The organism is Methyloversatilis sp. RAC08 (genome assembly GCF_001713355.1).
GTDB lineage: Bacteria > Pseudomonadota > Gammaproteobacteria > Burkholderiales > Rhodocyclaceae > Methyloversatilis.
Map to the genome: position 1 here is coordinate 1,558,481 of NZ_CP016448.1, position 23,318 is coordinate 1,581,798.

The 23,318-nt window shown below is 64.4% G+C and carries 23 protein-coding genes; 16 read left to right on the top strand and 7 right to left on the bottom strand.

The features are described 5' to 3' along the window. From BSY238_RS07120 to BSY238_RS07180, 13 genes are all read left to right on the top strand, one after another. Complete coding sequence (locus BSY238_RS07120) at window positions 1–1,278, top strand: HlyC/CorC family transporter (protein WP_069038514.1); 1,278 nt, start codon at window positions 1–3, stop codon at window positions 1,276–1,278. A gap of 101 nt (window positions 1,279–1,379) precedes the next feature. Beyond that, window positions 1,380–3,095, top strand: coding sequence for a type IV-A pilus assembly ATPase PilB (gene pilB / locus BSY238_RS07125; protein WP_069038515.1), 1,716 nt, complete (start codon window positions 1,380–1,382; stop codon window positions 3,093–3,095). Window positions 3,096–3,154: 59 nt separating this feature from the next. Next, window positions 3,155–4,387 carry a type II secretion system F family protein gene (locus BSY238_RS07130; RefSeq protein WP_069038516.1) on the top strand — a complete coding sequence of 411 codons (1,233 nt, stop codon included), beginning with the start codon at window positions 3,155–3,157 and terminating at the stop codon, window positions 4,385–4,387. A gap of 18 nt (window positions 4,388–4,405) precedes the next feature. Beyond that, window positions 4,406–5,260 (top strand): prepilin peptidase, encoded by an 855-nt coding sequence (locus tag BSY238_RS07135; RefSeq protein WP_069038517.1) that lies wholly within the window; start codon window positions 4,406–4,408, stop codon window positions 5,258–5,260. A 121-nt stretch (window positions 5,261–5,381) separates the two neighbouring features. Continuing rightward, window positions 5,382–5,702 carry an FmdB family zinc ribbon protein gene (locus tag BSY238_RS07140; protein ID WP_069038518.1) on the top strand — a complete coding sequence of 107 codons (321 nt, stop codon included), beginning with the start codon at window positions 5,382–5,384 and terminating at the stop codon, window positions 5,700–5,702. Beyond that, on the top strand, window positions 5,702–6,331 hold the full coding sequence (locus BSY238_RS07145) for a DUF502 domain-containing protein (protein ID WP_069038519.1): 630 nt from the start codon (window positions 5,702–5,704) through the stop codon (window positions 6,329–6,331). Before BSY238_RS07140 ends, BSY238_RS07145 begins: the two co-directional genes overlap by 1 nt. Before the next feature lie 44 nt (window positions 6,332–6,375). Then, window positions 6,376–8,169: an aspartate--tRNA ligase gene (gene aspS / locus BSY238_RS07150; RefSeq protein ID WP_069038520.1), complete on the top strand. Its 1,794-nt coding sequence runs from the start codon at window positions 6,376–6,378 to the stop codon at window positions 8,167–8,169. Between the two features lie 9 nt (window positions 8,170–8,178). Further along, window positions 8,179–8,568, top strand: coding sequence for a ribonuclease domain-containing protein (locus BSY238_RS07155; protein ID WP_069038521.1), 390 nt, complete (start codon window positions 8,179–8,181; stop codon window positions 8,566–8,568). 2 nt (window positions 8,569–8,570) lie between these two features. Further along, the gene (locus BSY238_RS07160; protein WP_069038522.1) at window positions 8,571–9,026 is read left to right on the top strand and encodes a barstar family protein; all 456 of its coding nucleotides are present in this window, start codon (window positions 8,571–8,573) and stop codon (window positions 9,024–9,026) included. Further along, complete coding sequence (nudB, locus tag BSY238_RS07165; protein ID WP_069038523.1) at window positions 9,023–9,472, top strand: dihydroneopterin triphosphate diphosphatase; 450 nt, start codon at window positions 9,023–9,025, stop codon at window positions 9,470–9,472. Before BSY238_RS07160 ends, nudB begins: the two co-directional genes overlap by 4 nt. Before the next feature lie 71 nt (window positions 9,473–9,543). Further along, a complete protein-coding gene (locus tag BSY238_RS07170; RefSeq protein ID WP_069038524.1) occupies window positions 9,544–9,966 on the top strand; it encodes an Hsp20/alpha crystallin family protein in 423 nt (140 codons plus the stop codon). 109 nt (window positions 9,967–10,075) lie between these two features. Then, complete coding sequence (argB, locus tag BSY238_RS07175) at window positions 10,076–10,978, top strand: acetylglutamate kinase (protein ID WP_069038525.1); 903 nt, start codon at window positions 10,076–10,078, stop codon at window positions 10,976–10,978. Between the two features lie 71 nt (window positions 10,979–11,049). Further along, window positions 11,050–11,643 (top strand): HAD-IA family hydrolase, encoded by a 594-nt coding sequence (locus BSY238_RS07180; RefSeq protein ID WP_236952620.1) that lies wholly within the window; start codon window positions 11,050–11,052, stop codon window positions 11,641–11,643. On the opposite strand, the gene hemB is transcribed toward BSY238_RS07180, so the two are convergent. Both hemB and yihA read right to left on the bottom strand, forming a co-directional pair. After that, the gene (gene hemB / locus BSY238_RS07185) at window positions 11,630–12,640 is read right to left on the bottom strand and encodes a porphobilinogen synthase (protein ID WP_069038526.1); all 1,011 of its coding nucleotides are present in this window, start codon (window positions 12,638–12,640) and stop codon (window positions 11,630–11,632) included. The two genes, BSY238_RS07180 and hemB, sit on opposite strands and share 14 nt — an antisense overlap. A 287-nt stretch (window positions 12,641–12,927) precedes the next feature. Next, window positions 12,928–13,557, bottom strand: coding sequence for a ribosome biogenesis GTP-binding protein YihA/YsxC (gene yihA / locus BSY238_RS07190; protein WP_069038527.1), 630 nt, complete (start codon window positions 13,555–13,557; stop codon window positions 12,928–12,930). A gap of 145 nt (window positions 13,558–13,702) precedes the next feature. Here yihA and BSY238_RS07195 point away from each other — a divergent pair, with 145 nt between their 5' ends. Beyond that, window positions 13,703–14,353 carry a c-type cytochrome gene (locus BSY238_RS07195; protein WP_083223957.1) on the top strand — a complete coding sequence of 217 codons (651 nt, stop codon included), beginning with the start codon at window positions 13,703–13,705 and terminating at the stop codon, window positions 14,351–14,353. On the opposite strand, the gene BSY238_RS07200 is transcribed toward BSY238_RS07195, so the two are convergent. Then, a complete protein-coding gene (locus BSY238_RS07200; RefSeq protein ID WP_069038529.1) occupies window positions 14,332–15,144 on the bottom strand; it encodes a ferritin-like domain-containing protein in 813 nt (270 codons plus the stop codon). The two genes, BSY238_RS07195 and BSY238_RS07200, sit on opposite strands and share 22 nt — an antisense overlap. 84 nt (window positions 15,145–15,228) lie before the next feature. Between BSY238_RS07200 and msrP the strand changes: the two genes are divergently transcribed. Both msrP and BSY238_RS07210 read left to right on the top strand, forming a co-directional pair. Continuing rightward, on the top strand, window positions 15,229–16,182 hold the full coding sequence (msrP, locus tag BSY238_RS07205) for a protein-methionine-sulfoxide reductase catalytic subunit MsrP (protein WP_069038530.1): 954 nt from the start codon (window positions 15,229–15,231) through the stop codon (window positions 16,180–16,182). A 112-nt stretch (window positions 16,183–16,294) separates the two neighbouring features. Then, window positions 16,295–16,855: a sulfite oxidase heme-binding subunit YedZ gene (locus tag BSY238_RS07210; protein WP_083224131.1), complete on the top strand. Its 561-nt coding sequence runs from the start codon at window positions 16,295–16,297 to the stop codon at window positions 16,853–16,855. A 9-nt stretch (window positions 16,856–16,864) separates the two neighbouring features. On the opposite strand, the gene BSY238_RS07215 is transcribed toward BSY238_RS07210, so the two are convergent. The 4 genes from BSY238_RS07215 to BSY238_RS07230 all read right to left on the bottom strand — a co-directional run bounded on the left by BSY238_RS07215 (window position 16,865) and on the right by BSY238_RS07230 (window position 23,226). Continuing rightward, window positions 16,865–17,593 (bottom strand): PEP-CTERM sorting domain-containing protein, encoded by a 729-nt coding sequence (locus BSY238_RS07215; RefSeq protein WP_069038531.1) that lies wholly within the window; start codon window positions 17,591–17,593, stop codon window positions 16,865–16,867. A 25-nt stretch (window positions 17,594–17,618) separates the two neighbouring features. Continuing rightward, the gene (locus BSY238_RS07220; protein WP_069040530.1) at window positions 17,619–20,708 is read right to left on the bottom strand and encodes an ExeM/NucH family extracellular endonuclease; all 3,090 of its coding nucleotides are present in this window, start codon (window positions 20,706–20,708) and stop codon (window positions 17,619–17,621) included. An 85-nt stretch (window positions 20,709–20,793) separates the two neighbouring features. Then, window positions 20,794–22,743, bottom strand: a complete 1,950-nt coding sequence (locus BSY238_RS07225) for a 5'-nucleotidase C-terminal domain-containing protein (protein ID WP_069038532.1) — start codon at window positions 22,741–22,743, stop codon at window positions 20,794–20,796. Between the two features lie 126 nt (window positions 22,744–22,869). Next, entirely contained in the window at window positions 22,870–23,226 is a 357-nt protein-coding gene (locus tag BSY238_RS07230; protein WP_223300306.1) for a hypothetical protein, read from the bottom strand. Window positions 23,227–23,318 lie beyond the last annotated feature (92 nt).

Below are 23,318 nucleotides of genomic sequence, written 5' to 3' on the forward strand. Positions count from 1 at the left end.
ATGGATTCGATTCCCCTGTCCACGCAGTTCGTGGCGCTGGCCGTGCTGCTGGTGCTGTCGGGCTTCTTCTCGATGGCCGAGACCGCGATGATGGCGTCCAACCGCTACCGGCTGAAGGCGGCGGCCCAGAGCGGCTCGCGCGGCGCACAGCACGCGCTCGACCTGCTGGCGCAGACCGACAAGCTGCTCGGCGTCATCCTGCTGTTCAACAATCTGGTCAATGCTGCCGCCGCCACGCTGACCGGGGTGATCGTGATAGGGCTGTTTGGCGAAGGCGAACTGACACTCGCGTTCGGCACGCTGCTGATCACCTTCCTCATCCTGGTGTTTTCGGAGATCACACCCAAGGTGGTCGGCGCGGGTTACGCCAACGCGATCGCGCCGGTGGTCGCCTTCGTGCTCAAGCCGTTGCTGAAGGTGTTCTATCCGGTCATCTGGTCGGTCAATCTGCTCGTCTCGGGCATCCTTCGCATCACCCGTCTGAACCCGGGTAACCAGGAAGAAGGTCATGCTCTGTCGGCGGATGAACTGCGCGCGCTGATGACCGAATCAGGGCATTTCATCCCTGCTGCTCACCGGCGCATCCTGATCAACCTGTTCGAGCTTGAAGACGTGACGGTCGAGGACGTGATGACCCCGCGCAACCAGATCGAGGCGATCGACCTCGAACAGCCGCTGCCGGATATCCAGCACCAGATTGCCACCAGCCATCACGGCCGGGTACCGGTCTATGTCGGCGAGCTGGACCGGGTGCTCGGCGTGTTGCCGCAGCGGCGCGTGGTCAGCGCACTGTCGGCGGGCGAGCTAGACAAGGACGAAATCCGTGCGCTGCTGACCAAGCCCTACTTCGTGCCGTCGGCGACGCCGCTGTACAGCCAGCTGCAGTTCTTCCAGGAGAACCGGCAGCGCCTGGCGCTGGTGGTGAACGAATACGGCGAGGTCGAAGGGCTGGTGACCCTGGAGGACATCATCGAGGAGATCGTCGGCAAATTCACCACCGGCCAGCCGGGAAGTGCACTGTCGCTGGCATGGGCAGACGGCAGCGTCATCGTCGATGGCAGCCGCAGCCTGCGCGAACTGAATGGCAAGCTCGGGCTCAACCTCCCGCTTCAGGGGCCGAAAACACTGAACGGGCTGTTGCTCGATCACCTGCAGGACATCCCCGAATCCGGTCTTTCGGTAAGGATCGACAATGTGACGATGGAAATACTGCATACCGAGGACCGAATGGTGCGCAGCGTGCGCCTGTTCAAACCGGTCGACGAAGCGAAGCGTTGAAACGGCGCTGAAGCGCCAGAAACCGTTTACAGATCAAGCCTGAATCGTCATCATCAAAGGCGACTTATCAACTTCCGAAGAACACGTCTCCGACTCCGATCATGGCCGCTACAGCAAAAAGCTCCCTGTCAGGTCTGGCGCGCGCGCTGGCTCAGCACGGGCGCCTGACCGAGACGGAAGCCAGCACACTGACCCGTGAAGGAGATCAGTCGGGAGCGGGCTTCGTCGCACAGCTTGTGTCGAGCGGCAAGATGAGTGCGCGTGACGCCGCAGTGTTCGCATCGGAAACCTTCGGCTATCCGCTGCTTGACCTGACGCAGTACGACTCCGAGCAGTTCGCGACCGACGCGATCGACAAGAAGCTGATGCGCACGCATCGCGTGCTGGCGCTCAAGAAGCGCGCCAACCGGCTGGCCGTGGCGATCGCTGACCCCTCCAATCTGCGCGCCATCGATGAAGTCCGCTTCCAGACCGGCCTGGCCGTCGATCCGGTTGTCGTGGAAACGGACAAGCTGTTTGCGCTGGTCGACAAGTTGTCGGAATCGGTTGAGAAGACGCTCGAATCACTGTCGTCGGCCGACTTCGACTTCGACGGCGAAATGGCGCCCGACGAAGACGCCGCCAGCAACGACACCGGCACGGTCGAGATCGACGACGCGCCGGTGGTGCGTTTCATCCAGAAAATCCTGCTTGACGCGATCAATGAAGGTGCGTCTGACGTCCACTTCGAGCCATACGAAAAGTACTACCGCATCCGCTACCGCACCGACGGCGTACTGCGCGAAATCACCCAGCCGCCGCTGGTGCTGCGGGAAAAGATCGCGTCACGCATCAAGGTCATTTCCCGGCTCGACATTTCGGAAAAGCGGGTGCCGCAGGACGGCCGGATGAAATTCGTGCTGTCCAAGACGCGCGCCATCGACTTCCGGGTCAGCACGCTGCCGACGTTGCACGGCGAGAAGATCGTCATGCGGATTCTCGATCCCAGCTCGGCCATGCTGGGCATCGACGCGCTCGGTTACGAGCCCCCGCAGCGCGCGGCGCTGATGCATGCGATCGGGCGTCCGTACGGCATGATTCTGGTCACCGGCCCGACCGGTTCGGGCAAGACCGTGTCGCTCTACACCTGTCTGAACATACTGAATCAGGCCGGCGTGAACATTTCGACCGCGGAAGATCCGGCCGAAATCAACCTGCCGGGCGTCAATCAGGTCAATGTGAATGACAAGGCCGGCCTGACTTTCGCTGCGGCGCTCAAATCCTTCCTGCGGCAGGATCCGGACGTGATCATGGTCGGTGAAATCCGCGACCTCGAAACGGCCGAAATTTCGATCAAGGCCGCCCAGACCGGTCACCTCGTGCTGTCGACGCTGCACACCAACGATGCACCGACCACGCTCGACCGCATGCGCAATATGGGCATTGCAGCGTTCAATATTGCATCGAGCGTCATATTGATCACTGCACAGCGCCTTGCACGACGCCTATGCTCCTGCAAGCAACCGATGGATATTCCGGTCGAAGCCCTGCTGGAAGCCGGCTTCACCGAGGAAGAACTCGACGGCAGCTGGCAACCCTACGGCCCGGTTGGCTGCGAGCGCTGCAAGGGCAGCGGCTACAAGGGCCGGGTCGGCATCTACCAGGTGATGCCGATCTCGGACGAGATTGCGCATATCATCATGACCAATGGCAACTCGATCGACATCGCGCAGCAGGCCCGGCGCGACGGAGTGAGGGATTTGCGACAGTCGGGTCTGCTGAAGGTCAAGCAGGGTGTGACCTCGCTGGCGGAAGTGCTTGCCTGCACCAATGAATGAACGGTCGCGGCACCCCCGCCGCGCCAGCATGAGCGGACATACCGCGCTAGGAGCTTGATTTGGCCACCGCAACCCGACCCGTACGCAAGGACAGCGGTTCCAAGGACCAGGTATTCAACTGGGAAGGCAAGGACAAGAGTGGCAAGCAGGTGCGCGGAGAGATGCGCGCCGGCGGCGAAGCCATGGTCCAGGCCACACTCCGCCGTCAGGGCATTCTGGTCACCAAGGTCAAGAAGCGCAGCTTTGGTCGTGGCGGCAAGGTGACCGAGAAGGACATCACGCTGTTTACCCGCCAGCTCGCCACGATGATGAAAGCAGGCGTTCCGCTGCTGCAGGCTTTCGACATCGTCGGCAAGGGCGCCGCGAATGGCGCCGTATCGCGCCTGCTGGGCGACATCAAGCTCGAAGTGGAATCCGGTTCCAGCCTGAATCAGGCCTTCCGCAAATACCCGCAGCACTTCGATCCGCTGTTCTGCAATCTCGTGTCTGCCGGTGAGCAGGCCGGTATTCTGGACAGTCTGCTCGACCGGCTCGCGACCTATCGTGAAAAGATCCTGGCCATCAAGGGCAAGATCAAGTCGGCCATGTTCTATCCGGCATCGGTGCTGGGCATCGCGATCATCATCACCGCGGTGATCATGATTTTCGTCATTCCGGAGTTCAAGAAGGTGTTTTCGAGCTTCGGTGCCGACCTGCCGGCACCAACGCTCGTCGTCATCGCGATCTCGGATGCCTTCGTCGCCTACTCGTGGCTCATTGCGCTCGTTGCCACCGGCGCCTTCATCAGCTTCGCATACATGCTCAAGCGATCACTGCCGCTGCAGATTGCCGTCGACCGGTTGCTGCTCCGCTTGCCGGTGATGGGCGACATCGTGCGCAAGGCCACCATCGCGCGCTGGGCGCGCACGCTGTCGACGATGTTCGCGGCTGGCGTACCGCTGGTCGAAGCGCTCGATTCAGTCGGCGGCGCCGCCGGCAATCACATCTACCGCATGGCAACCAAGCAGATCCAGTCCGAGGTCAGTACCGGTACCAGTCTCACGGTGGCGATGCAGAACACGAATGTGTTCCCGGTGATGGTGATCCAGATGGCGTCGATCGGCGAGGAATCCGGGCAGCTCGACGCCATGCTGTCCAAGGTGGCCGACTTCTTCGAGCAGGAAGTGGATGACTCGGTGGAGGCGCTGTCCAGCCTGCTGGAGCCGATCATCATGGTGGTGCTCGGCACGCTGATCGGCGGCCTGGTGGTGGCCATGTATCTGCCGATCTTCAAGGTCGCGCAGTCGGTCTGAGCACAGGCAGGTCACATCATGAACATCGACCTGCTGGCTCAGTCCGGGCCGCTGGCGCTGCTGTGCGGCCTGATCGGTCTGGCCGTCGGCAGCTTCCTCAACGTGGTGATCCATCGCCTGCCGCTGATGATGGAACGCGAGTGGGCGACCCAGTGCGCGGAACTCGCCGGCCAGACGCCTGCGCCGGCTGATCCACTGACGCTCGCCGTTCCGCGCTCCCGCTGCCCGTCCTGCGGTCACGCGATCACTGCGCTGCAGAACATCCCGCTGCTGTCGTGGGCGCTGCTGCGCGGTCGCTGCAGCGCCTGCCGCACCCCTATCAGCATGCGCTATCCGCTGGTCGAACTGTTGACCGGCCTGCTCAGCGCCGCCTGCGCCCTCAGCTTTGGCCCGACGCTGCTGCTGGCAGGTGCACTGGTGTTCGTGTGGGCGCTGATCGCTCTGACCTTCATCGATCTCGACACACAGCTCCTGCCCGACAGCATTACCCTCCCTCTGGTCTGGGCCGGACTTGCGCTCAATCTGGTGGGCGGTTTCACCGATCTGCCGTCCGCGGTGGCGGGGGCGATCGTCGGCTACCTGGTGTTGTGGTCGGTTTACTGGGCCTTCAGACTGGTTACCGGCAAGGAAGGCATGGGTTACGGCGACTTCAAGCTGCTCGCTGCGATCGGCGCCTTCCTCGGCTGGCAGATGCTGCCGGTGGTCATCCTGCTGTCGTCGCTGGTCGGTGCGAGTGTCGGCGTCGCGATGATTGTCTTTCGCTCGCACGGCCGCAACGTGCCCATTCCGTTCGGCCCCTATCTGGCTGCAGCCGGTGTGCTGGCGCTGTTTTTCGGACAGACGATCAACCAGACCTACCTCGGTGCTTTCTGAAGCGCGCGCCCGGACTTGATTCCTGCGCGCCAACCCTCATCTCGACAGGGCCGCACATGGACTGAAATGTGCATGTGCAACAATGCCTTAATCTATACTTCTGCGTTTTCCGGAGCCTGACATGCCGATTTACGGTTACCGCTGTTCGTCCTGCGGTCATGAAAAAGATGTAATGCAGAAAATCAGCGAAGCGAAGCTGACGGTCTGCCCGGCCTGCGGCGCATCGACCTTCGTCAAACAGCTTTCCGCGGCCGGCTTCCAGCTCAAGGGCAGTGGCTGGTATGCGACCGATTTCAAGGGCGGCGGCGCAAAGCCGGCCAGTCCTGCAGTCGGCGCCGATGCCCCGAAGGAGGCGTCGTCCGGATCCTCTGCCGAGCCCGCGTCGACCGACAGCAGTCCGGCCGCGCCGAAGGCGTGCGGCGGCCCGTGCGCCTGCCATTGATGAAACGCTATTTCATCACCGGCCTGCTGATGTGGATTCCGCTCGCAATCACCCTCTGGGTGCTCGCGTGGATCCTCGGCACGCTCGATTCAACCATGCTGCTGGTGCCCTACCAGTGGCGGCCGGAACAGCTTTTCGGGTTCGACATCCCCGGTCTGGGCGTCATCCTGACCGTGCTGATCATCCTGACCAGTGGCGTTGTCGGTCACAACATCATCGGCCAGCGCCTGCTTCGCTACTGGGAAGGCCTGCTGTCGCGCATTCCTGTGGTGAAGTCGATCTACAACGGCGTCAAGCAGGTGTCGGACACGCTGTTTTCCAGCTCGGGCGAGGCCTTCCGCAAGGCGATGCTGATCCAGTATCCGCGCCAGGGCAGCTGGACCATTGCTTTCATGACCGGCCAGCCGGGCGGCGACGTGGCCAATCATCTGACCGACCACATCAGCGTCTATGTGCCGACCACGCCGAATCCGACCTCGGGCTTCTTCCTGATGGTGCCGCGCAGCGAGGCGATCGAGCTCGACATGACGGTGGACGAAGCGCTGAAATACATCGTGTCGATGGGCGTTGTGCCGCCCCCCCGCAAACCCAGGGTACAGAAAGCGGTCGTACCCGCACTCGATAACTGAAACCGGGGCGCGGCCGCGCCCCTTCTCTCTTCCGGAAACACACCATGCGTACGCAATACTGCGGCCTGCTAGATGCGGGCTATCTTGATCAGACCGTCACACTGTTCGGCTGGGCGCACCGCCGGCGTGATCACGGCGGCGTCATCTTCATCGACCTGCGCGACCGCGAAGGACTGGTGCAGATCGTGTGCGACCCCGACCGCGCGCAAACCTTCGCCGTCGCCGAATCGGTCCGCAACGAGTTCTGCCTGAAGGTGACCGGCCGCGTGCGCCGCCGCCCGGAAGGCACGACCAACGCCAATCTGGTGTCCGGTCAGATCGAAGTGCTGGCGCATGAAGTCGAGGTGCTGAACCCGTCCGTCACGCCGCCCTTCCCGCTCGACGACGAGAACCTGTCGGAAACGGTGCGCCTGACGCACCGCGTGATCGACCTGCGTCGCCCGGCGATGCAGAAGAACATGATGCTGCGCTACAAGACCGCAATGGCCTTCCGCCGCTTCCTCGACGAAAAGGGCTTCATCGACATCGAAACGCCGATGCTGACCAAGAGCACGCCGGAAGGCGCGCGCGACTACCTGGTGCCCAGCCGCGTGCACGATGGTCATTTCTTCGCGCTGCCGCAGTCGCCGCAACTGTTCAAGCAGCTGCTGATGGTGGCCGGCTACGACCGCTATTACCAACTGACCAAGTGCTTCCGCGACGAAGACCTGCGCGCCGACCGTCAGCCGGAATTCACCCAGGTCGATATCGAAACCAGCTTCCTCGACGAGCACGAGATCACCGCGCTGATGGAGGAAATGATCCGCTATGTGTTCAGGGAGGCGCTCGCGGTCGAACTGCCGTCGCCTTTCCCGCGCATGACCTACGCCGAAGCGATGGACCGCTTCGGTTCCGACAAGCCTGATCTGCGCGTCACGCTCGAACTGGTCGATGTCGCCGATGCGGTCAAGGACGTTGCGTTCAAGGTGTTTTCGGGCCCGGCCAACGATCCGGCCTGCCGCGTCACCGCGCTGCGCGTGCCGGGCGGCGCATCGCTGTCGCGCGGCGAGATCGACAGCTACACCGAATTCGTCAAGATCTACGGCGCGCGCGGCCTCGCCTACATCAAGGTCAATGACGTCACGAAACTGAACGAGGAAGGGCTGCAGTCGCCCATCGTCAAGAATCTGAGCCCTGAATCTCTGGCCGCCATCATGGCGCGCACCGGCGCACAAAGTGGCGATGTGATCTTCTTCGGTGCCGACAGGAGCAAGGTGGTGTCGGACGCGCTCGGCGCGCTGCGCCTGAAGATCGGCCATGAAAAGAAGTACGTCACCGGCGACGCGTGGCGCCCGCTGTGGGTGATCGACTTCCCGATGTTCGAGTACGACGAGGACGAAAAACGCTGGAACGCCTGCCACCATCCCTTCACCAGCCCGAAGGACGACCACATCGGCTTGCTGAAGACCGATCCGGGCAAGTGTCTGGCCAAGGCCTACGATCTGGCGCTGAACGGCTGGGAAATCGGCGGCGGCTCGGTGCGTATTCACCAGTCTGCGGTGCAGGAAACCGTATTCGAGGCGCTGAACATCGGCCCGGAAGAACAACAGCTCAAGTTCGGCTTCCTGCTCGACGCGTTGAAGTACGGCGCGCCGCCGCATGGTGGCCTGGCTTTCGGTCTGGACCGCATCGTCACGATGATGACCGGTGCCGAGTCGATCCGCGACGTGATCGCCTTCCCGAAGACCCAGCGCGCACAGTGTCTGCTGACGCAGGCGCCGAGCCCGGTGGATGAGCGTCAGCTGCGCGACCTGCACATCCGCCTGCGCAATACCGCGAAGGCGGACGCGGCGCAGTAGGCACGCTTGATGACCTCGGGACTGTGTCGCCAGGCCAGCCGCAGTGCGATGCTTGCACTGCTCTGGCTGCTGCTCAGCGGCTTTGCGCCGCCCGGCAGCCTGCCCGAGGTCGAGCTCGACCGACTGCCGCCGGAAGCCGCGCGCACGCTGATGCTGATCAAGCAGGGCGGGCCGTTTCCGTACCCGCGTGACGGCATCGTTTTCCAGAACCGCGAACGTCTGCTGCCGGCGCGCCAGCGCGGCTATTACCGTGAGTACACGGTTCGCACCCCGGGTCTGAACCACCGCGGTGCGCGGCGCATCGTCGCGGGCGAGGGCGCCGAACGCGACGTGCGCAGTTCGGGCGAGTATTACTACACTGGCGATCACTACCGAAGTTTCCGCCGCATCAAGGAGTAACCATGTCTTCCCTGCCGCCACCGACATCGATGGAGGCCCGATTGCGCGACGCCTCGCGCAGCGGCGTTTTTTTCGCGCAGCCCACTGCGGCTGCCCGCGCAGCGCGCGTGGCTGATCAGGCCGGATTGCTGCTGATCGGTCTCGATCTCAAGGACGCGCGCGACCGCGCTTCGCTGTTCCAGGCCTTTGCCGACACCTTCGGCTTTCCCGCCACCTTCGGCCACAACCTCGACGCGCTCGGCGACTGCCTCGGTGACCTGTCATGGATACCGGCCGGCGGATATCTGGTGCATCTGAGTGGCTGCGCGAAGCCGGTCGAACATTGCAAGGACGACTTCAACGCCATCGTCGCCGTGCTCGACGAGGCCGCCGCCGAATGGCGCGCGCGCGGCACGCCGTTCTGGGTGCTGATCGACCAGCCGAATACGCTGGCACGCCCCTTCATGGCCAGCGCATGAAGCGACCGCAGTCGGTCCTGGTGCTGATCCACAGTGCCTGTGGCGACATCCTGCTGATCGAACGGGCGAAGCACCCGGGCTTCTGGCAATCGGTCACCGGCAGCGTCGAAGCCGGCGAATCGCTGGCCGAGGCTGCGCAGCGGGAAGTGGCGGAAGAAACCGGCATCGTCGCCCCGGCTGCACGGTTCGAGCGCTGGCACCACAGCAGTCGTTTCGAAATATTCCCGATGTGGCGCCACCGCTATCCGCCCGGCGTCACCCACAACACCGAACATCTGTTCAGCCTGTGCGTGCCGCGCGACACACCGATCACCCTGGCTCCCGACGAACACCGCGACTGGCGCTGGCTGCCGTGGCGCGATGCGCTCGACGCCGTGTTTTCCTGGACAAATCGCGATGCGATAAGGATGTTGATCCAGCGCAAGCCCTTGCAGCGGCGGTCTTGAAATCATTTTTCCCCGACCCTAGTTTGGAAACACGCGGGCGCTCCCCCGCACCAGACATGAAAGGGAAAGCCATGAATCAAGTTAACCGTTGGGATCCGTTCGAAAACCTGTTCAAGGACTTCCGCGGCCTCGTGCTGCAGCCGGTTGATCTCGCCGGCAATCCGGACGTACCGGCACTGAAGGTCGACGTGAAAGAAGACAAGGACGCCTACACGGTGCATGCCGATCTTCCGGGCGTGACCAAGGACGATATCCACGTCAGCATCGAAGGGCCGGTGGTGTCGATCAGTGCGGAGAAGAAGCGCACGGTCGAGAACAAGGATGGCGAGCGCGTGCTGCGCTCGGAACGCCACTACGGCAAGGTGTCGCGCAGCTTCCAGCTCGGCCAGGATATCGACGAGGCGAACGCCCAGGCCCGTTTCAGCGACGGCGTGCTGGAACTGACCTTGCCGAAAAAGGTGGTCGCTGCGTCGCGCAAGCTGACCATCCAGTAAATCGGACCGGCGTTGCATCGGAAGCGGACACCCCGGGGTGTCCGCTTTTTGTTTGTGCAGTGCACGGCTAGAATCCGCCACCATCATCTCCAGCTGCCGGACACCCGAAATGCCCCACTCTTCCGACCTGACTTCCGGACTGTCACCCCACGCCAAGGCCGCCGTGCTTTCGGAGGCGCTGCCCTATATCCGGCGCTTCCAGGACCGCACCATCGTCATCAAGTACGGCGGCAACGCCATGACCGACCCTGCACTGAAGCTGGGTTTCGCGCGCGACGTGACGCTGCTCAAGCTGGTCGGCATGAATCCAGTGGTGGTGCATGGCGGCGGACCGCAGATCGACGACCTGCTGAAGCGGGTCGGCAAGCAGGGCACCTTCGTGCAGGGCATGCGCGTGACCGACGATGAAACGATGGACATCGTCGAAATGGTGCTCGGCGGCCACGTGAACAAGGACATCGTGAACCTGATCAATCAGGCCGGCGGCAAGGCGGTCGGACTGACCGGGCAGGACGCGTCCTTCATCCGGGCCACCAAGCTGATGATGCCGAACAAGGACAAGCCGGACGAAATGCTCGACATCGGTCTGGTCGGCGACATCGTGTCGATCGACCCGACCATCATCAACTTCCTGGACAGCGGCGACTTCATTCCGGTGATCGCGCCGATCGGCGTGGGCCCGGATGGCGAAAGCTACAACATCAACGCCGACGTGGTGGCCGGCAAGCTGGCGGAAATCCTGAAGGCGGAAAAACTGGTGCTGCTGACCAACACACCGGGCGTGCTGGACAAGGAAGGCAATCTGCTGACCGGCATCACGCCGCGTGACGTGGACGCCATGATCGCGGACGGTACGCTGTCCGGTGGCATGCTGCCCAAGATCGGCTCGGCGCTCGATGCAGCGCGCAGCGGCGTGAAAAGCGTGCACATCATCGACGGGCGCGTGCCCAATGCGCTGCTGCTCGAAGTGCTGACCAACGACGGCGTCGGCACGCTGATCAAGAGCAAGTGAGCCCGCAGGCGGGGCGATCTCCGGTCTGGATCTTCGATCTGGACAACACGCTGCACGACGCCAATCCGCACATTTTTCCGCACCTGAACCGGGCGATGACCGCCTGGCTCATGACCGAGCTCGCGCTCGAACACGCCGAAGCGGACCGGCTGAGAACGCACTACTGGCACCGCTACGGGGCCACGCTGCTCGGCCTGATGCGCCACCACGGCACGCGGCCGTCACATTTCCTGCGCGGGACGCACGACGTCGAGGCGCTGCGTCCGTGTGTCGTGTTCGACCGCGCGCTGCGCCACATGCTGACCCGCCTGCCGGGCCGCAGGATCGTATTCACGAACGGACCGGCGCATTACGCCGAAGCGGTGCTGGCGGTGATGGGCATGCGTCACCTGTTCGACGCGGTACATGCGATCGAACATTCGCGCTACGTGCCGAAACCCCGGCTCGCAGGCTTCCTGCATCTGTTGCGCGACCAGCACGTGACGGCGTCGGACTGCATCATGGTCGAGGACACCGCGGCCAATCTGCGCACCGCTAAACAGCTCGGCATGCGCACCGTGTGGATCAGCCGCGGCGCAGGCCACCACAACTACGTCGACCTGCGGCTGACCTCGGTGCTGAAGCTGCCGCACGCCATACGACTGCTTCGGGTCAGGCGTCCCTGAGCCAGCGCGCCGCGTCCAGCGCGTAATACGTCAGGATGCCGTCTGCCCCGGCGCGCTTGAACGCCAGCAGCGCTTCCATCGCGGTGGCGCGCTCGTCCAGCCAGCCGTTGGCTACCGCAGCCTTCAGCATCGCGTATTCGCCACTGACCTGGTAGGCATAGGTCGGCACACCCAGCTCCGACTTCACGCGGCGCACGATGTCCAGATACGGCATGCCCGGCTTTACCATGACCATGTCCGCACCTTCGGCGATGTCGAGCGACACTTCGCGGATCGCCTCGTCGCTGTTCGCCGGGTCCATCTGATAGGTGTACTTGTTGCCCTTGCCGAGGTTGCCGGCCGAACCCACCGCGTCGCGGAACGGGCCGTAGAAGGCCGACGCGTACTTGGCAGAATAGGCGAGGATGCGCGTGTGGATCATGCGGTGCGCGTCGAGTTCGAACCGGATGCGGCCGATGCGCCCGTCCATCATGTCCGAAGGCGCGACGACATCGGCGCCGGCGCGCGCATGGCAGAGCGCCTGTTTGGCCAGCGCCTCGAGCGTTTCGTCGTTCATCACATAGCCGGTCGCATCGATCAGGCCGTCCTGACCGTGGCTGGTGTAGGGATCGAGCGCAACGTCGGTGATCACGCCGAGTTCGGGGAACCGCGCCTTCAACGCCTGTACCGTGCGCGGTACCAGCCCGTCCGGATTCCACGCTTCGGCCGCATCGTCGGTCTTCAGCGGGGCGTCGATCACCGGAAACAACGCCAGCGCGGGTACGCCGAGCGAAACCGCCTGCTCGGCCAGCCCCATCAGCACATCGACGCTGACCCGGCTCACGCCGGGCATCGATGCCACGGCTTCGCTGCGCGTCGGGCCGTCGAGCACGAATACCGGATAGATCAGGTCGTTGGCGGTGAGCGTGTGCTCGCGCATGAGTCGGCGCGAAAAATCATCGCGGCGCATGCGGCGCAGGCGGGTGGACGGGAAATGGCTGGCGGGAGGAAAGGACATTGCAGGGGCCCGGTTCGCAAAGCCGCGATGATAGTACGAGGGCGCCCGGCTCCGCGTGCCGGTACAAGCCGGCGCGCGCTGCGGCGACGCAACAATTCCGGAACTCGCGCCGACGCGACCCGGTCAGAGCAAGCGACGGTGCAAGCCGTCACCCGCTTCACCTCCCTGAGCGGGTGCTTCTTCAAGAGGCGTTTCGAGCCCACGGCTTCCATCCCCTTTGGCCGTGGGCTTTTTTCTTTCCGGCTCCGGCGTTCTGTGCGCCGTGGGCCGTTTCAGTGCAGCAGGCCTCAGACGGGTGTCGACGACGCCTGATCGGGCAGATGCGCGGCCAGCCAGGGCGAAACGGCCGCTTCGGCTTCCTCGACACCGGTCTTCTTCAGGCTGGAGAACAGTTGCACGCTGACCTGGTCTCCCATGCCGGACAGCTGTCTGCGCACGTCGGCCAGCGTTGCCGCCTGAGCGCTGCGGGTCAGCTTGTCGGCCTTGGTCAGCAAAACATGCATCGGCTTGCCGCTTACCGAGAACCATTCGATCATGTTCCAGTCCAGAGGCGTGAGCGGGTGGCGCGCATCCATGATGAGCACAAGGCCGGCCAGGCTTTCGCGCTCCTTCAGATAGCGCTCGATCAGCCCGGCCCAGGCCTTGCGGACTTCGATCGGTACCTGGGCATAGCCGTAGCCGGGCAGGTCGACCAGGAAGCCGCCACGCACCAGCGTGAAGTAGTTGATCAGCTGGGTACGCCCCGGCGTTTTGCTGACGAAGGCCAGGCGCGTGTGGCCGACCAGGGTATTGATGGCACTCGATTTACCTGCATTGGAACGCCCTGCAAAGGCGATTTCCGGCCCGGCAGGCGCCGGCAGGCCCGATGGCTTGGCGACGGACAGATGAAATGCAGCACCGCGGAACAGAGAGGACAAATCGATTACGCGCCACGCGCGCCCAGGAAAACACGGTAAAATGAGGAGTTTACCGTATCACCCTATTCAACCGGCCACAGATACATCCGGCACCGACCCGGCCATCGACCGGGCCACAGACCGGATTCATCGTTCAAGGATAGTCATGCGTATGCTCAAGTCTTTCGGTTTTGCCCTGTCTCTGACCCTGGTTTCCGCCAGCGCGCTGGCGTCTGAAGAAAAAGCCGCCCCGAAAGCGGACATTGCAGCCGGCAAGACCGTCGCGACGCAGGTGTGCGCGGCCTGTCATGGTGCAGACGGCAACAGCGTCATCGCGGTCAACCCGAAGCTGGCCGGCCAGCATCCGGAGTATCTGTACAAGCAGCTGATGAATTTCCGCAGCAAGGACGGCCAGCCGCCGGAGCGCGCCAACGCCATCATGGGCGCACTGGCGTCCGGCCTGTCGGAAGCCGACATGCGCAATGTTTCGGCCTACTACGCGAGCCAGACCCAGACGCCGGAGAAGGCCAAGGGCAATCGCGAAAGCATCGAACTGGGCCAGCGCCTGTGGCGCGGCGGCGACCTCGAAAAGGGTCTGCCCGCCTGTGCCGGCTGCCACGGCCCGGCCGGTGCCGGCATGCCGGCTCAGTATCCGCGCATCGCTGGCCAGCACGCCGAATACACTGAAACGCAGCTGAAGTATTTCCGCGTTGCTGAACGCGCGAATGATCCGGCCAAGATGATGCGCATGATTGCGGTCAAAATGACCGATGCGGAAATCAAGGCAGTTTCGGACTACGCGGCCGGCCTGCGCTGAGCGCTCAGGCTGTCGATTTCGGTTGCAGAAAAGCCCGCCGCCAGGCGGGCTTTTTCGTTGACCGGTGGCTGCAGGCGCGGTGCATTGAAGGTATTGAACAGTTGGAGGAAGGTGGCTTCGGGCGCCAGTCCGCGCTGCGCGCAAAGATGACGGAACCAGCGGTCGCCGATCGCGACGTGGGTGATTTCGTCACTCAGGATGAGGTCGAGAATGGCCAGCGCCGGCGCGTCGCCGATGGTGCGCAGCTTGTCCATGATGGGAGGCGTTGCGTCCAGCCCGCGCGCCTCGAGCACGCGCGGCACCAGCGCCATTCGGGTCAGCGCGTCATCGGCAGTGCGCCGCGCCATGTCCCACAGGCCGGCGTGTGCCGGAAAGTCGCCATAGTCGAAGCCCAGCGTCTGCAGGTGGGCGCGCAGCAGACCGAAGTGGCGCGCTTCGTCGGCCGCCACGCACAGCCAGTCGGCCAGGTAGGCGTCAGGCAGATCCCGGAAGCGCCAGGCGGCGTCGAGTGCAAGGTTGATGGCGGTGAATTCGATGTGGCAGATCGCATGGATCATTGCCGCATGACCTTCGCGCGTGCCCACGCGGCGCGAACGCAGCGCAGAGGGCTCGACCAGTTCAGGTCGCACCGGACGGCCGGGTTCGTCGATGGCATGCGGCAGCGCTGCCGCGCGATCGAACACCACGCCCGCCTGCCAGTCTGCCCACAGTGAAGCCACTGCAGCGCACTTGGCCTGCGGCACCTCGCACATCAGCAGTTCGAGCAGTTCGGGAAAAATCTTTCGGTTCATCTGCAGTCATACGGGTAAGGTCGCGCCGATGCGGCCGGTCAGCACTGGTCTGACACCCTGCAGCGTACAACGAGGAGCTTCACCATGCTTATCAGACGCCCGGCCGACATCGCGCCGTCCGACATCACGCCACGCGCGCTGTTCGATACTCGCCGCGACTTCATCCGTGCGGCCGGACTGGGCGCCGGTGCGGCGCTGCTCGGCGGCCTGCCGGAGATCGCCGGCGCGCAGGGCAAGCGTGGCGAAAAACTCGGGCCACTGGTGAAGAGCCCTTTCTCGACCGACGAAAAACTGAACGACTACGAAGACATCACCAGCTACTGCAATTTCTACGAATTCGGTACCGACAAGGGCGATCCCTCGAAGAACGCCCACCGCATGTCCACCCGGCCGTGGACGGTCAGCATCGAGGGCCTGGTGCAGAAGCCGAAGACGCTGGGCATCGAGGAGGTGCTGAAACTGGCACCGCTCGAGGAGCGCATCTACCGGCTGCGCTGCGTCGAAGCGTGGTCGATGGTCGTGCCCTGGGTCGGCCTTCCGCTGTCAGCGCTGCTCAGGCAGGTCGAACCGCTGGGCAGTGCAAAATACGTTGAATTCACCACGCTGGCCGATCCGAAAACCATGCCCGGGGTGCGCAGCGCCGTGCTCGAGTGGCCGTATGTCGAAGGCCTGCGGCTTGACGAAGCCCTGCATCCGCTCACCCTGATGGCGGTAGGCCTGTACGGCGAAGTGCTGCCGAACCAGAACGGCGCGCCGATGCGACTGGTGGTGCCATGGAAGTACGGCTTCAAGAGCGCGAAATCGATCGTGAAGATCCGCTTCACCGACAAGGAACCGCTCAGCGCCTGGTCGCGCGCCGCCGGGCGTGAGTACGGCTTCTATTCGAATGTGAATCCGGACGTCGACCACCCGCGCTGGAGCCAGGGACGCGAACGGCGCATCGGCGAGTTTTCGAAGCGCAAGACGCTGATGTTCAATGGTTACGGCGATCAGGTTGCGTCGCTCTACACCGGCATGGACCTGAGGAAGTATTACTGAGGTGCAGGCGCGCGCCTCGACCGCACAGCCCGCCAGCCGCAACGCGCGCGCCTGGACACCGGGGCGCACCACGTTCGGCTGGCTGTGGCGCGTCGTCTGGGTCGCGTGCCTGATGCCGCTTCTATGGCTGGCATTCGGCGCCTACGCCGACCGGCTGGGCGCCAACCCGATCGAATACATCACGCGCGCCACCGGTGACTGGACGCTGCGCCTGCTGCTGGTGACGCTGGCCGTGACGCCGCTGCGCCAGATCACCGGCTGGCACTGGCTGGTACGCCTGCGCCGCATGCTCGGGCTTTACGCATTCTTCTACGCCAGCCTGCACCTGCTCATCTATCTGTGGCTGGACCAGTTCTTCGACATCGAAGACATCGTGAAGGACATCATCAAGCGGCCCTTCATCACGATCGGGTTCGGTGCGTTCCTGCTGCTGCTGCCGCTCGTCGTGACCTCAACCAACGGCATGGTGCGTCGGCTCGGCGGCCGGACCTGGCAGCGGCTGCACAAGCTGGTGTACGTGGTCGGCGTGCTCGGTGTGGCGCACTACTGGTGGCTGGTGAAGAAGGACCTGACCGAACCCATCCTGTACGCCTGCATCCTCGCCACGCTGTTTGCCGTGCGCCTGTGGCATGCCCGCCGTCTGCGCGCGCTCGTGGCGGCGCAGACGGCGTAAGGGTGTCGCTCAGCGACGCGCGCGACGGGCGGCGCCCGCCACACCGATCAGGCCCGCCAACATCAGCGCCCAGCTTTCCGGTTCCGGCACCGCGGTGATGCTCACGTTGTCGATCGCCAGCGCGGTCGTCACGCCGAAGTCGCCCACATCGACGACGCCGAACGCCAGCTGCACTGCACCGCCGCGCGTGAACACGTATTCGAAGCTGCGGATGCCGGTGTCGGCCACAAAGTCGAGAATCGGCGCCGACGTGGCGTCAGCGACCGAAGCGATGCGCGTGATGTCGCCGTCGACCGACAGGAAGGCGAAGTCCGGCCGCGCTTCGGCGCCGACTTCGTTGGTCGCCAGCAGCCAGTCGAAGCGCAGGATGTCACCGACATTCACGTTCACGGTGCGCCAGATGGCCGAGCCTTCGTAAGCAAACTCATCTCCGCGGTCGAATGCGCCCGGCGCTGCGCCGATCAGCGTTTCCAGTGCAAGACCTGCTTCGACCGGTGCCACCCCGGTCAGATTGAACACGCCGGCCGGCAGCGGAAAGTCGTCCTGAAACTGTGGCGACGCTGTGGTCAGTGCGACGTAAAGGTCGCCCGAGTTGTCCTGTTCGGATACATCGCCTGCAGTCTGCCAGTTGGCGGCGTATCCGCTGTTGAAGTTTTCGCTGAAGCTCACGTCGGCGTGCGCAGCGGTGGCGAACAGCGAAGCGAACAACGCTGCAGCGGCAAGGGGTTTGAAGGTCATGTTCGTATCTCCGGAACGTCAGGGTTCAATAACGGAAGGACGCGCTGCCCAGCTGGGCCGGCAGCACATTGCGCAGGGTCACCAGAGGACGGGCAGCAGCGCGACCGGCCGAGCCGTCAGCGTCGAACAGCACCATCGTGTTCGGGCCGGTCTGGCGAAGACTGATATGGCCGCTGGTCAGCGGGTCGCTGCCGGTCGTGACGCCTGCCAGCAGCTGGCGCACATCCAGCCGATCCTGCTGCGGATCGAAGTCGGTGATGGTGTCGAGCGCATCGCGCACGCTTCGATAGACGAAGGTGTCCGCACCGTCGCCGCCGGTCAGCAGGTCTGCCCCCTCGCCGCCGGTGATGACGTCATCGCCCGGCGTGCCGGTCAGCGTGTCGCGACCCGCACCGCCGTTGATCGTGCGCAGCAGGTTCAGCCCGATGAGCACCGGATCGTGGTCCGACGAGCGGAAGGCGGTCGGCGCATAAAGGTCCTGCGGCTTGAACTCGGTGTTGTAGTCGATCACGAAGGGCTCGTCGGTGTTGATGTGCCACTGCGTGATGCCACTCACCTTGCCGGCCAGCGCGGCACTGGCCAGCGCATGGTCGAGCGCACCGCTTTCGCCGTCGAAGGTGTAGGTGTAGTTGAGCTCGATGCCTGCGGCCAGATCGCTCAGCCCGCCCGAGGTGAGCGCGAGGACGGGATCTTCCTTCGCATAGGCGTTCAGGTCGCCGATGACCAGCACGTCAGCCGCACCACCCAGGCCCGGCAGTTGCTGGATGAAGGTCTGCAGCGCCGCCGCCTGCTGCACGCGCAGCGGATTCCAGCAGCCCTGACCATCGCCCTGATCGGCCTCGATACCGGCGGCATCGCCGCAGGACTTCGACTTGAAGTGATTCACGATGACGGTGAAGCGCTCGCCGTTGGCCGCGGCGAAGGTCTGCGCCAGCGGCGGACGGTTATGGACCGCCGCGGTGTCGCTGATCGCGCTGCCGACCGGAACGACCTTCGAGGGCTTGTAGATCATGGCCTGACGGATGGCGTCGGTGCCGGTACCGCCGACCGGCAGCCCGACTGCCGCATACACCGTGCCGCCGTAGGACGCGTTCAGCGCAGCGACCAGATTGTTCACCGCGGCCTGGCCGTTGTTTTCGATCTCGATCAGGCCGACCACGTCGGCATCCATCGCCTGCAGCGCGGCGACGATCTTGTCGCGCTGACGGGTGAATTCGAGTGCGCTGTCGGCGCCGCGACAGTCGCTGCGCGTGCTGGTCGGGAAGCACGATGCACCCGCCTGGTCGATCGTGCTGAAGTAGTTCAGCACGTTGAAGCTGGCCACCCGCACATTGCCGCCAACCGCGGTCGGCGTGGCGGTGCGCGGATTGTCGCGGCTGAATTCCGGCGTCACCACCGGATGCAGCTTGTAGTCGCGCGGTCCGGTGCTCGACGCGGTGATCAGACCATGGTCGATGACGCCGGTCAGACCATTCACCGTGTCGCCGGCACGCAGCGTGTTGTCGGCGCCGATGAACGGAATCGGGTTCGGGTTCTGTGCGGTCGAACCGTCGTCGAGCACGATGCGGCGACGCGCGTTCTCGTCGCGCAGCGCAAGTGCTTCGGCGCTGCCCGCCGGATGGCGGTTGGTCGGGATTTCCATGCGCCCTTCGGCCGATAGCGTGACCTGACCGTAGCGCCCCTGGAAGTAGTTCTGCGACACGGTGAGCGGCGAGGTGATACGCACCAGCATGCCTTCGTAGCGCTCCAATTCGCCCTCGACTGCCTCCGGCAGCACGATGTCGGTCGGCGTGATCGTCACGCCGCTGCCCAGCACCTGCACGGCGCTCGGCGACGTGAGCTGGGTCACCGTGTTGAACTCGGTGACATTCGCGGTCAGACGCAGCCGCTGGCCGACCACGGCCGTATTGCCCGGGGCGAACACGAAAATGCCATCCGATGTGCTCACGTCGCCATCGCCGGCGTCGTCCTGCAGGGTGTAGCCGTTCAGACCGGGGAATACGGCGCTGACCACGCCTTCGGTGCTGACGACCTGACCGATCAGCGGGCTGGCGTCACCGCTGCCCTGGATCGCCGGGATGGGCACGATGGCCGCCGGCGCCGCGACCGTGATGTCGACACTGCACGTTCCTTCCTGCGCCTCGTTGTTCGTGAATCGCAGACCGATGCTGTACTGACCGGTCGCAGTGCCTGCCGCGACGCTGACCTGAGCCGATGCGCTGCCGCCGTCGGCGGTCGCCGGGGCAAAACCGTCGACCGTCACGCCATCCGGCAGGGTGCCGGTCAGCGAGAAGCCCTCGACCACGCTGTCGGCATCGCTGGCCGCCACCGTCACGCTGCCCGCTTCGCCGGCCTGCAGCGCAAGCGCCGGGCAGGTGGTCACGATGGGTTGATTCACCGCACCGCTGCCGCCGCCCTGCACCGATATGTTGTCGATGCCGACCCACTCGTCGTTGCCCGGCGCGTTGCTCGTGATCACCCGCAGCTGCAGCAGCGGCTGGTTGTCGGCGTCGGCCGGCAGCGTGACCTGCACCGGCGTCACCTTGCCAGCCAGCGACGGGCCTTCGGTCGCGTCGGCCACGTAGGCGTCCGGCACATTGATGAAGCTGCCGCTGGCGCCGACGCGGTACTGCAGCGCAACCTGCTGCTGCGCGTTGTCCGCCGAGCCGTCGAGGTCGCGCAGGTCGTAGCGCACGACGATGCCGCTGTGGCCGGTGGTGTTCAGCGACAGCAGGATGAACGGCGCATCGGCGGTGCCGGAGCCGGTCAGTGCGACGACCGGGTCGGTCAGGTGGAATTCGGTGACGCCACCGGTGCTGAAGGTGTTCGGATTGGTCTGGTTGGCGTTCACGTCGACCGGCGACGAGGTGCCGTCGGCCGTGATGGTCTGCGGATCGACGCCGGTCGCGCTGGTCAGGTCATCGCCGCGATAGCCGGTGATGCCGGGTACGCCACTCCAGTCGTCATTGGTCGTGATCAGGCCGATGTTCGTCCAGTCCTGCGCAAAAGGCAGGGTTTGCGGCGTGCTGTCGGCGTGCGCGGCCGAAGCGAACAGACCGACGATGGCAAGCGTCAGGGCGAGGCGGGGCGAAACGATGCGATCGTTTGATGACATTTGGATTTCCAGAGGGGCAGGATAATCGAAGCGGCCCATCCGCGATACGGGACGGGCCGCGAGACAAGGTGAAGCAGCAGCCCGATCAGACAGCCGCGGCGTAAGCGCGACGGCGGGCAAACGCGCCGATCATGCCCAGACCGGCAAGAAGCATGGCCCAGGTATCGGCTTCCGGCACCGGAGAAATCGCCAGATCGACCAGACGACCGGCCGGGTCGAGCGGGTCTGCAACACCGTAGCGGCTGGCGCTGATGACACCGCCCAGACCCCCTTCCGAGGTCGCGTCGGTGATGTATTCCTGCAGCGCCTGCTGGTAGGTGATCGAACTGACGGCATTCTCGAATTCGATGCCGGCGGCGGCGAACGGGTAGCCGTCACCACCGTTGGCGGTGAAATCGATCGTGGTCAGCGAGAAGCTGCGTGCGCCATCCACCACTTCGCCGTCTTGCACCAGCACGGTGCCGTCATCGAGCACGATGCTGACGATCCGGTCGCCCGACGCCCGCGTCGTGTCATACACGACACGCATGCCGGACACCTGGGCGAAGCGGCCGTCTGCGTTGCCGCTGGCCGATGCAGTGGCAACCGAATGTTCCATGATGGTCTTCAGCTGTTCCGCATTGACACTCGGTGCGACATCGACCAGATTGGTGAAGGGCAGCACGTCAAACGTGTTGCCCACACTGACGTCGCCGACGTTGATCGAAGTACGGATGCCGCCGCCGTTCTGGATCGCGATATCGGTGCCGCCGGCATGACGCATGGCATCTGCAACCAGATTGCCCAGATTGGTTTCCGCGTTGCGCACCCCCGCCTGGAAGCTGCCCGGGGCACCGGCGGCGCCGCGGTTGCCATTCAGGAAGACCTCCGACTGACCGATCACGGTCGCATTCAGTACATCGATATAGCCCTTGACCGGATCGACCACCGCCGTCTTCAGGAAGCTGTCACCGACCACCGCGTCGGCGTCGGCCAGTGCGCCCGACACACGGTACAGATTGGCGCCGTTGATCGCGGTCACGACACCCGTCGTGTCGTGCAGCGTGAGGTTCAGTTCCCCGACGTAACGGTTGCCGAAGTTCGAGGTCACCATGGCCACGCTTTTGCCGTCGGCATCCGCAATCATCTGCGGCAGGCCGGTGATGGCGCGCACATCGTTCGGAATCAGCACATCGTCGGCATCGGCCATCAATTCGTGGCCGCCGCCGGACAGCACGACATCGACGCCGCGCAGACCGGGGATCAGCACGTCGCGCTCGTTGGCGGCGTTCTGCAGGTGGCTGATCACGATGACGCTGCCCGCACCTTCTGCGCGCGCGGCGTCGATCTGCTGCTGCACGAAAGGCACCAGCGCCTGCAGGTTCTGCGTCTCGGTATTGCCTGCACTCCAGCCCGCCGTCAGATTCACCGCACCCGGCGAACTGATGTTCGGCAGCCGCGGTGTCGTGACACCGACCACCGCCACCTTGTTGCCGCCATTCGTGCTCAGCAGCGTGTAGGGCGCGACCGTGCCGGTCGCCGCCAGCGACGCGAAGGCGGGTGTGGCACTGAAGTTCAGGTTGGACGACAGGTAGGTGGTGCCTGAAACCTCGGCGAAGCGCGCCGCGACATCCGGGCCAAGGTCGAATTCATGATTGCCGAACACCGCAGCATCGAAACCGATGTGACGCATCGCGATCGCGTCATAGAAATCCTGCCCGCCGTCGATGTACGACGTACCCAGATTGACGAAACTCGCGTTCAGGCGCGGTCCGGGCAGGAAGGCGTCACCCGCGTTGAGCTTGAACACCGTGTTGCCAGCCAGTGCGGCAGCCGATTCGGCGGCGAACATGACGCTGGCGAGGCGATCGACTCCGCCGTAGAACGACACTGCCTGCGATGCGTTGTCACGCAGGTTGCCCTGCGCCGACAGCAGCCACGACTCCTGGTCACCAACGTGCAGAAGTGTGAGACCTTCGGCCAGCGCCGGCCCGGCGAACAGCGACGAAATCAGGATGGCAAGCGTGTGCCTGCGCACGACGAGGGTGGCTTTCATGTGTCATCTCCGGAACCGTTGTCGGACGTCGGGTGCGCAGAGGCACCCGGCGATGTGAGCCGAAGGTTAGGGCGCGAAGATGACCGGACTGTGGCCGAGAAAGCCTTGCGGCATGATCTGAACGGACTATGCGGCGCTCGCCGGACGACGCAGTGCGACCAGCGCCCACAGCAGGCAACCGATGCCCAGCGTGCCGCAGGCGAAGGTCCATGCCACAGGGGAGGTGATGCCCCCGGTCATGTCGAGCACGCCGCCGAACACCAGCGGTGCGATGAAACCGGCCCCGAAGCCGCCGAGCGAATACAGCGCCATCGCCGCTCCGCGCTGTGCGGCCGGCGCAGCATGCACGAGGCCGGCGGTCAGCGAGGCCGAATCGGCCATCACGGCGATGTTGTACAGCGCCAGCACGCACAGCATGAGCCACCAGGGCAGCACCGCCGAAGCGCCGGCCAGCCAGCACAGCAGGCCCGAGGCGATCATCATGGCGACGATCCAGCGCCGTCGCCCGACACGCCCGGCCATTTCGTTGCCCAGAATGCCAGGGTCTATTGAACTTGAATCGCGGCCGCGTTTGC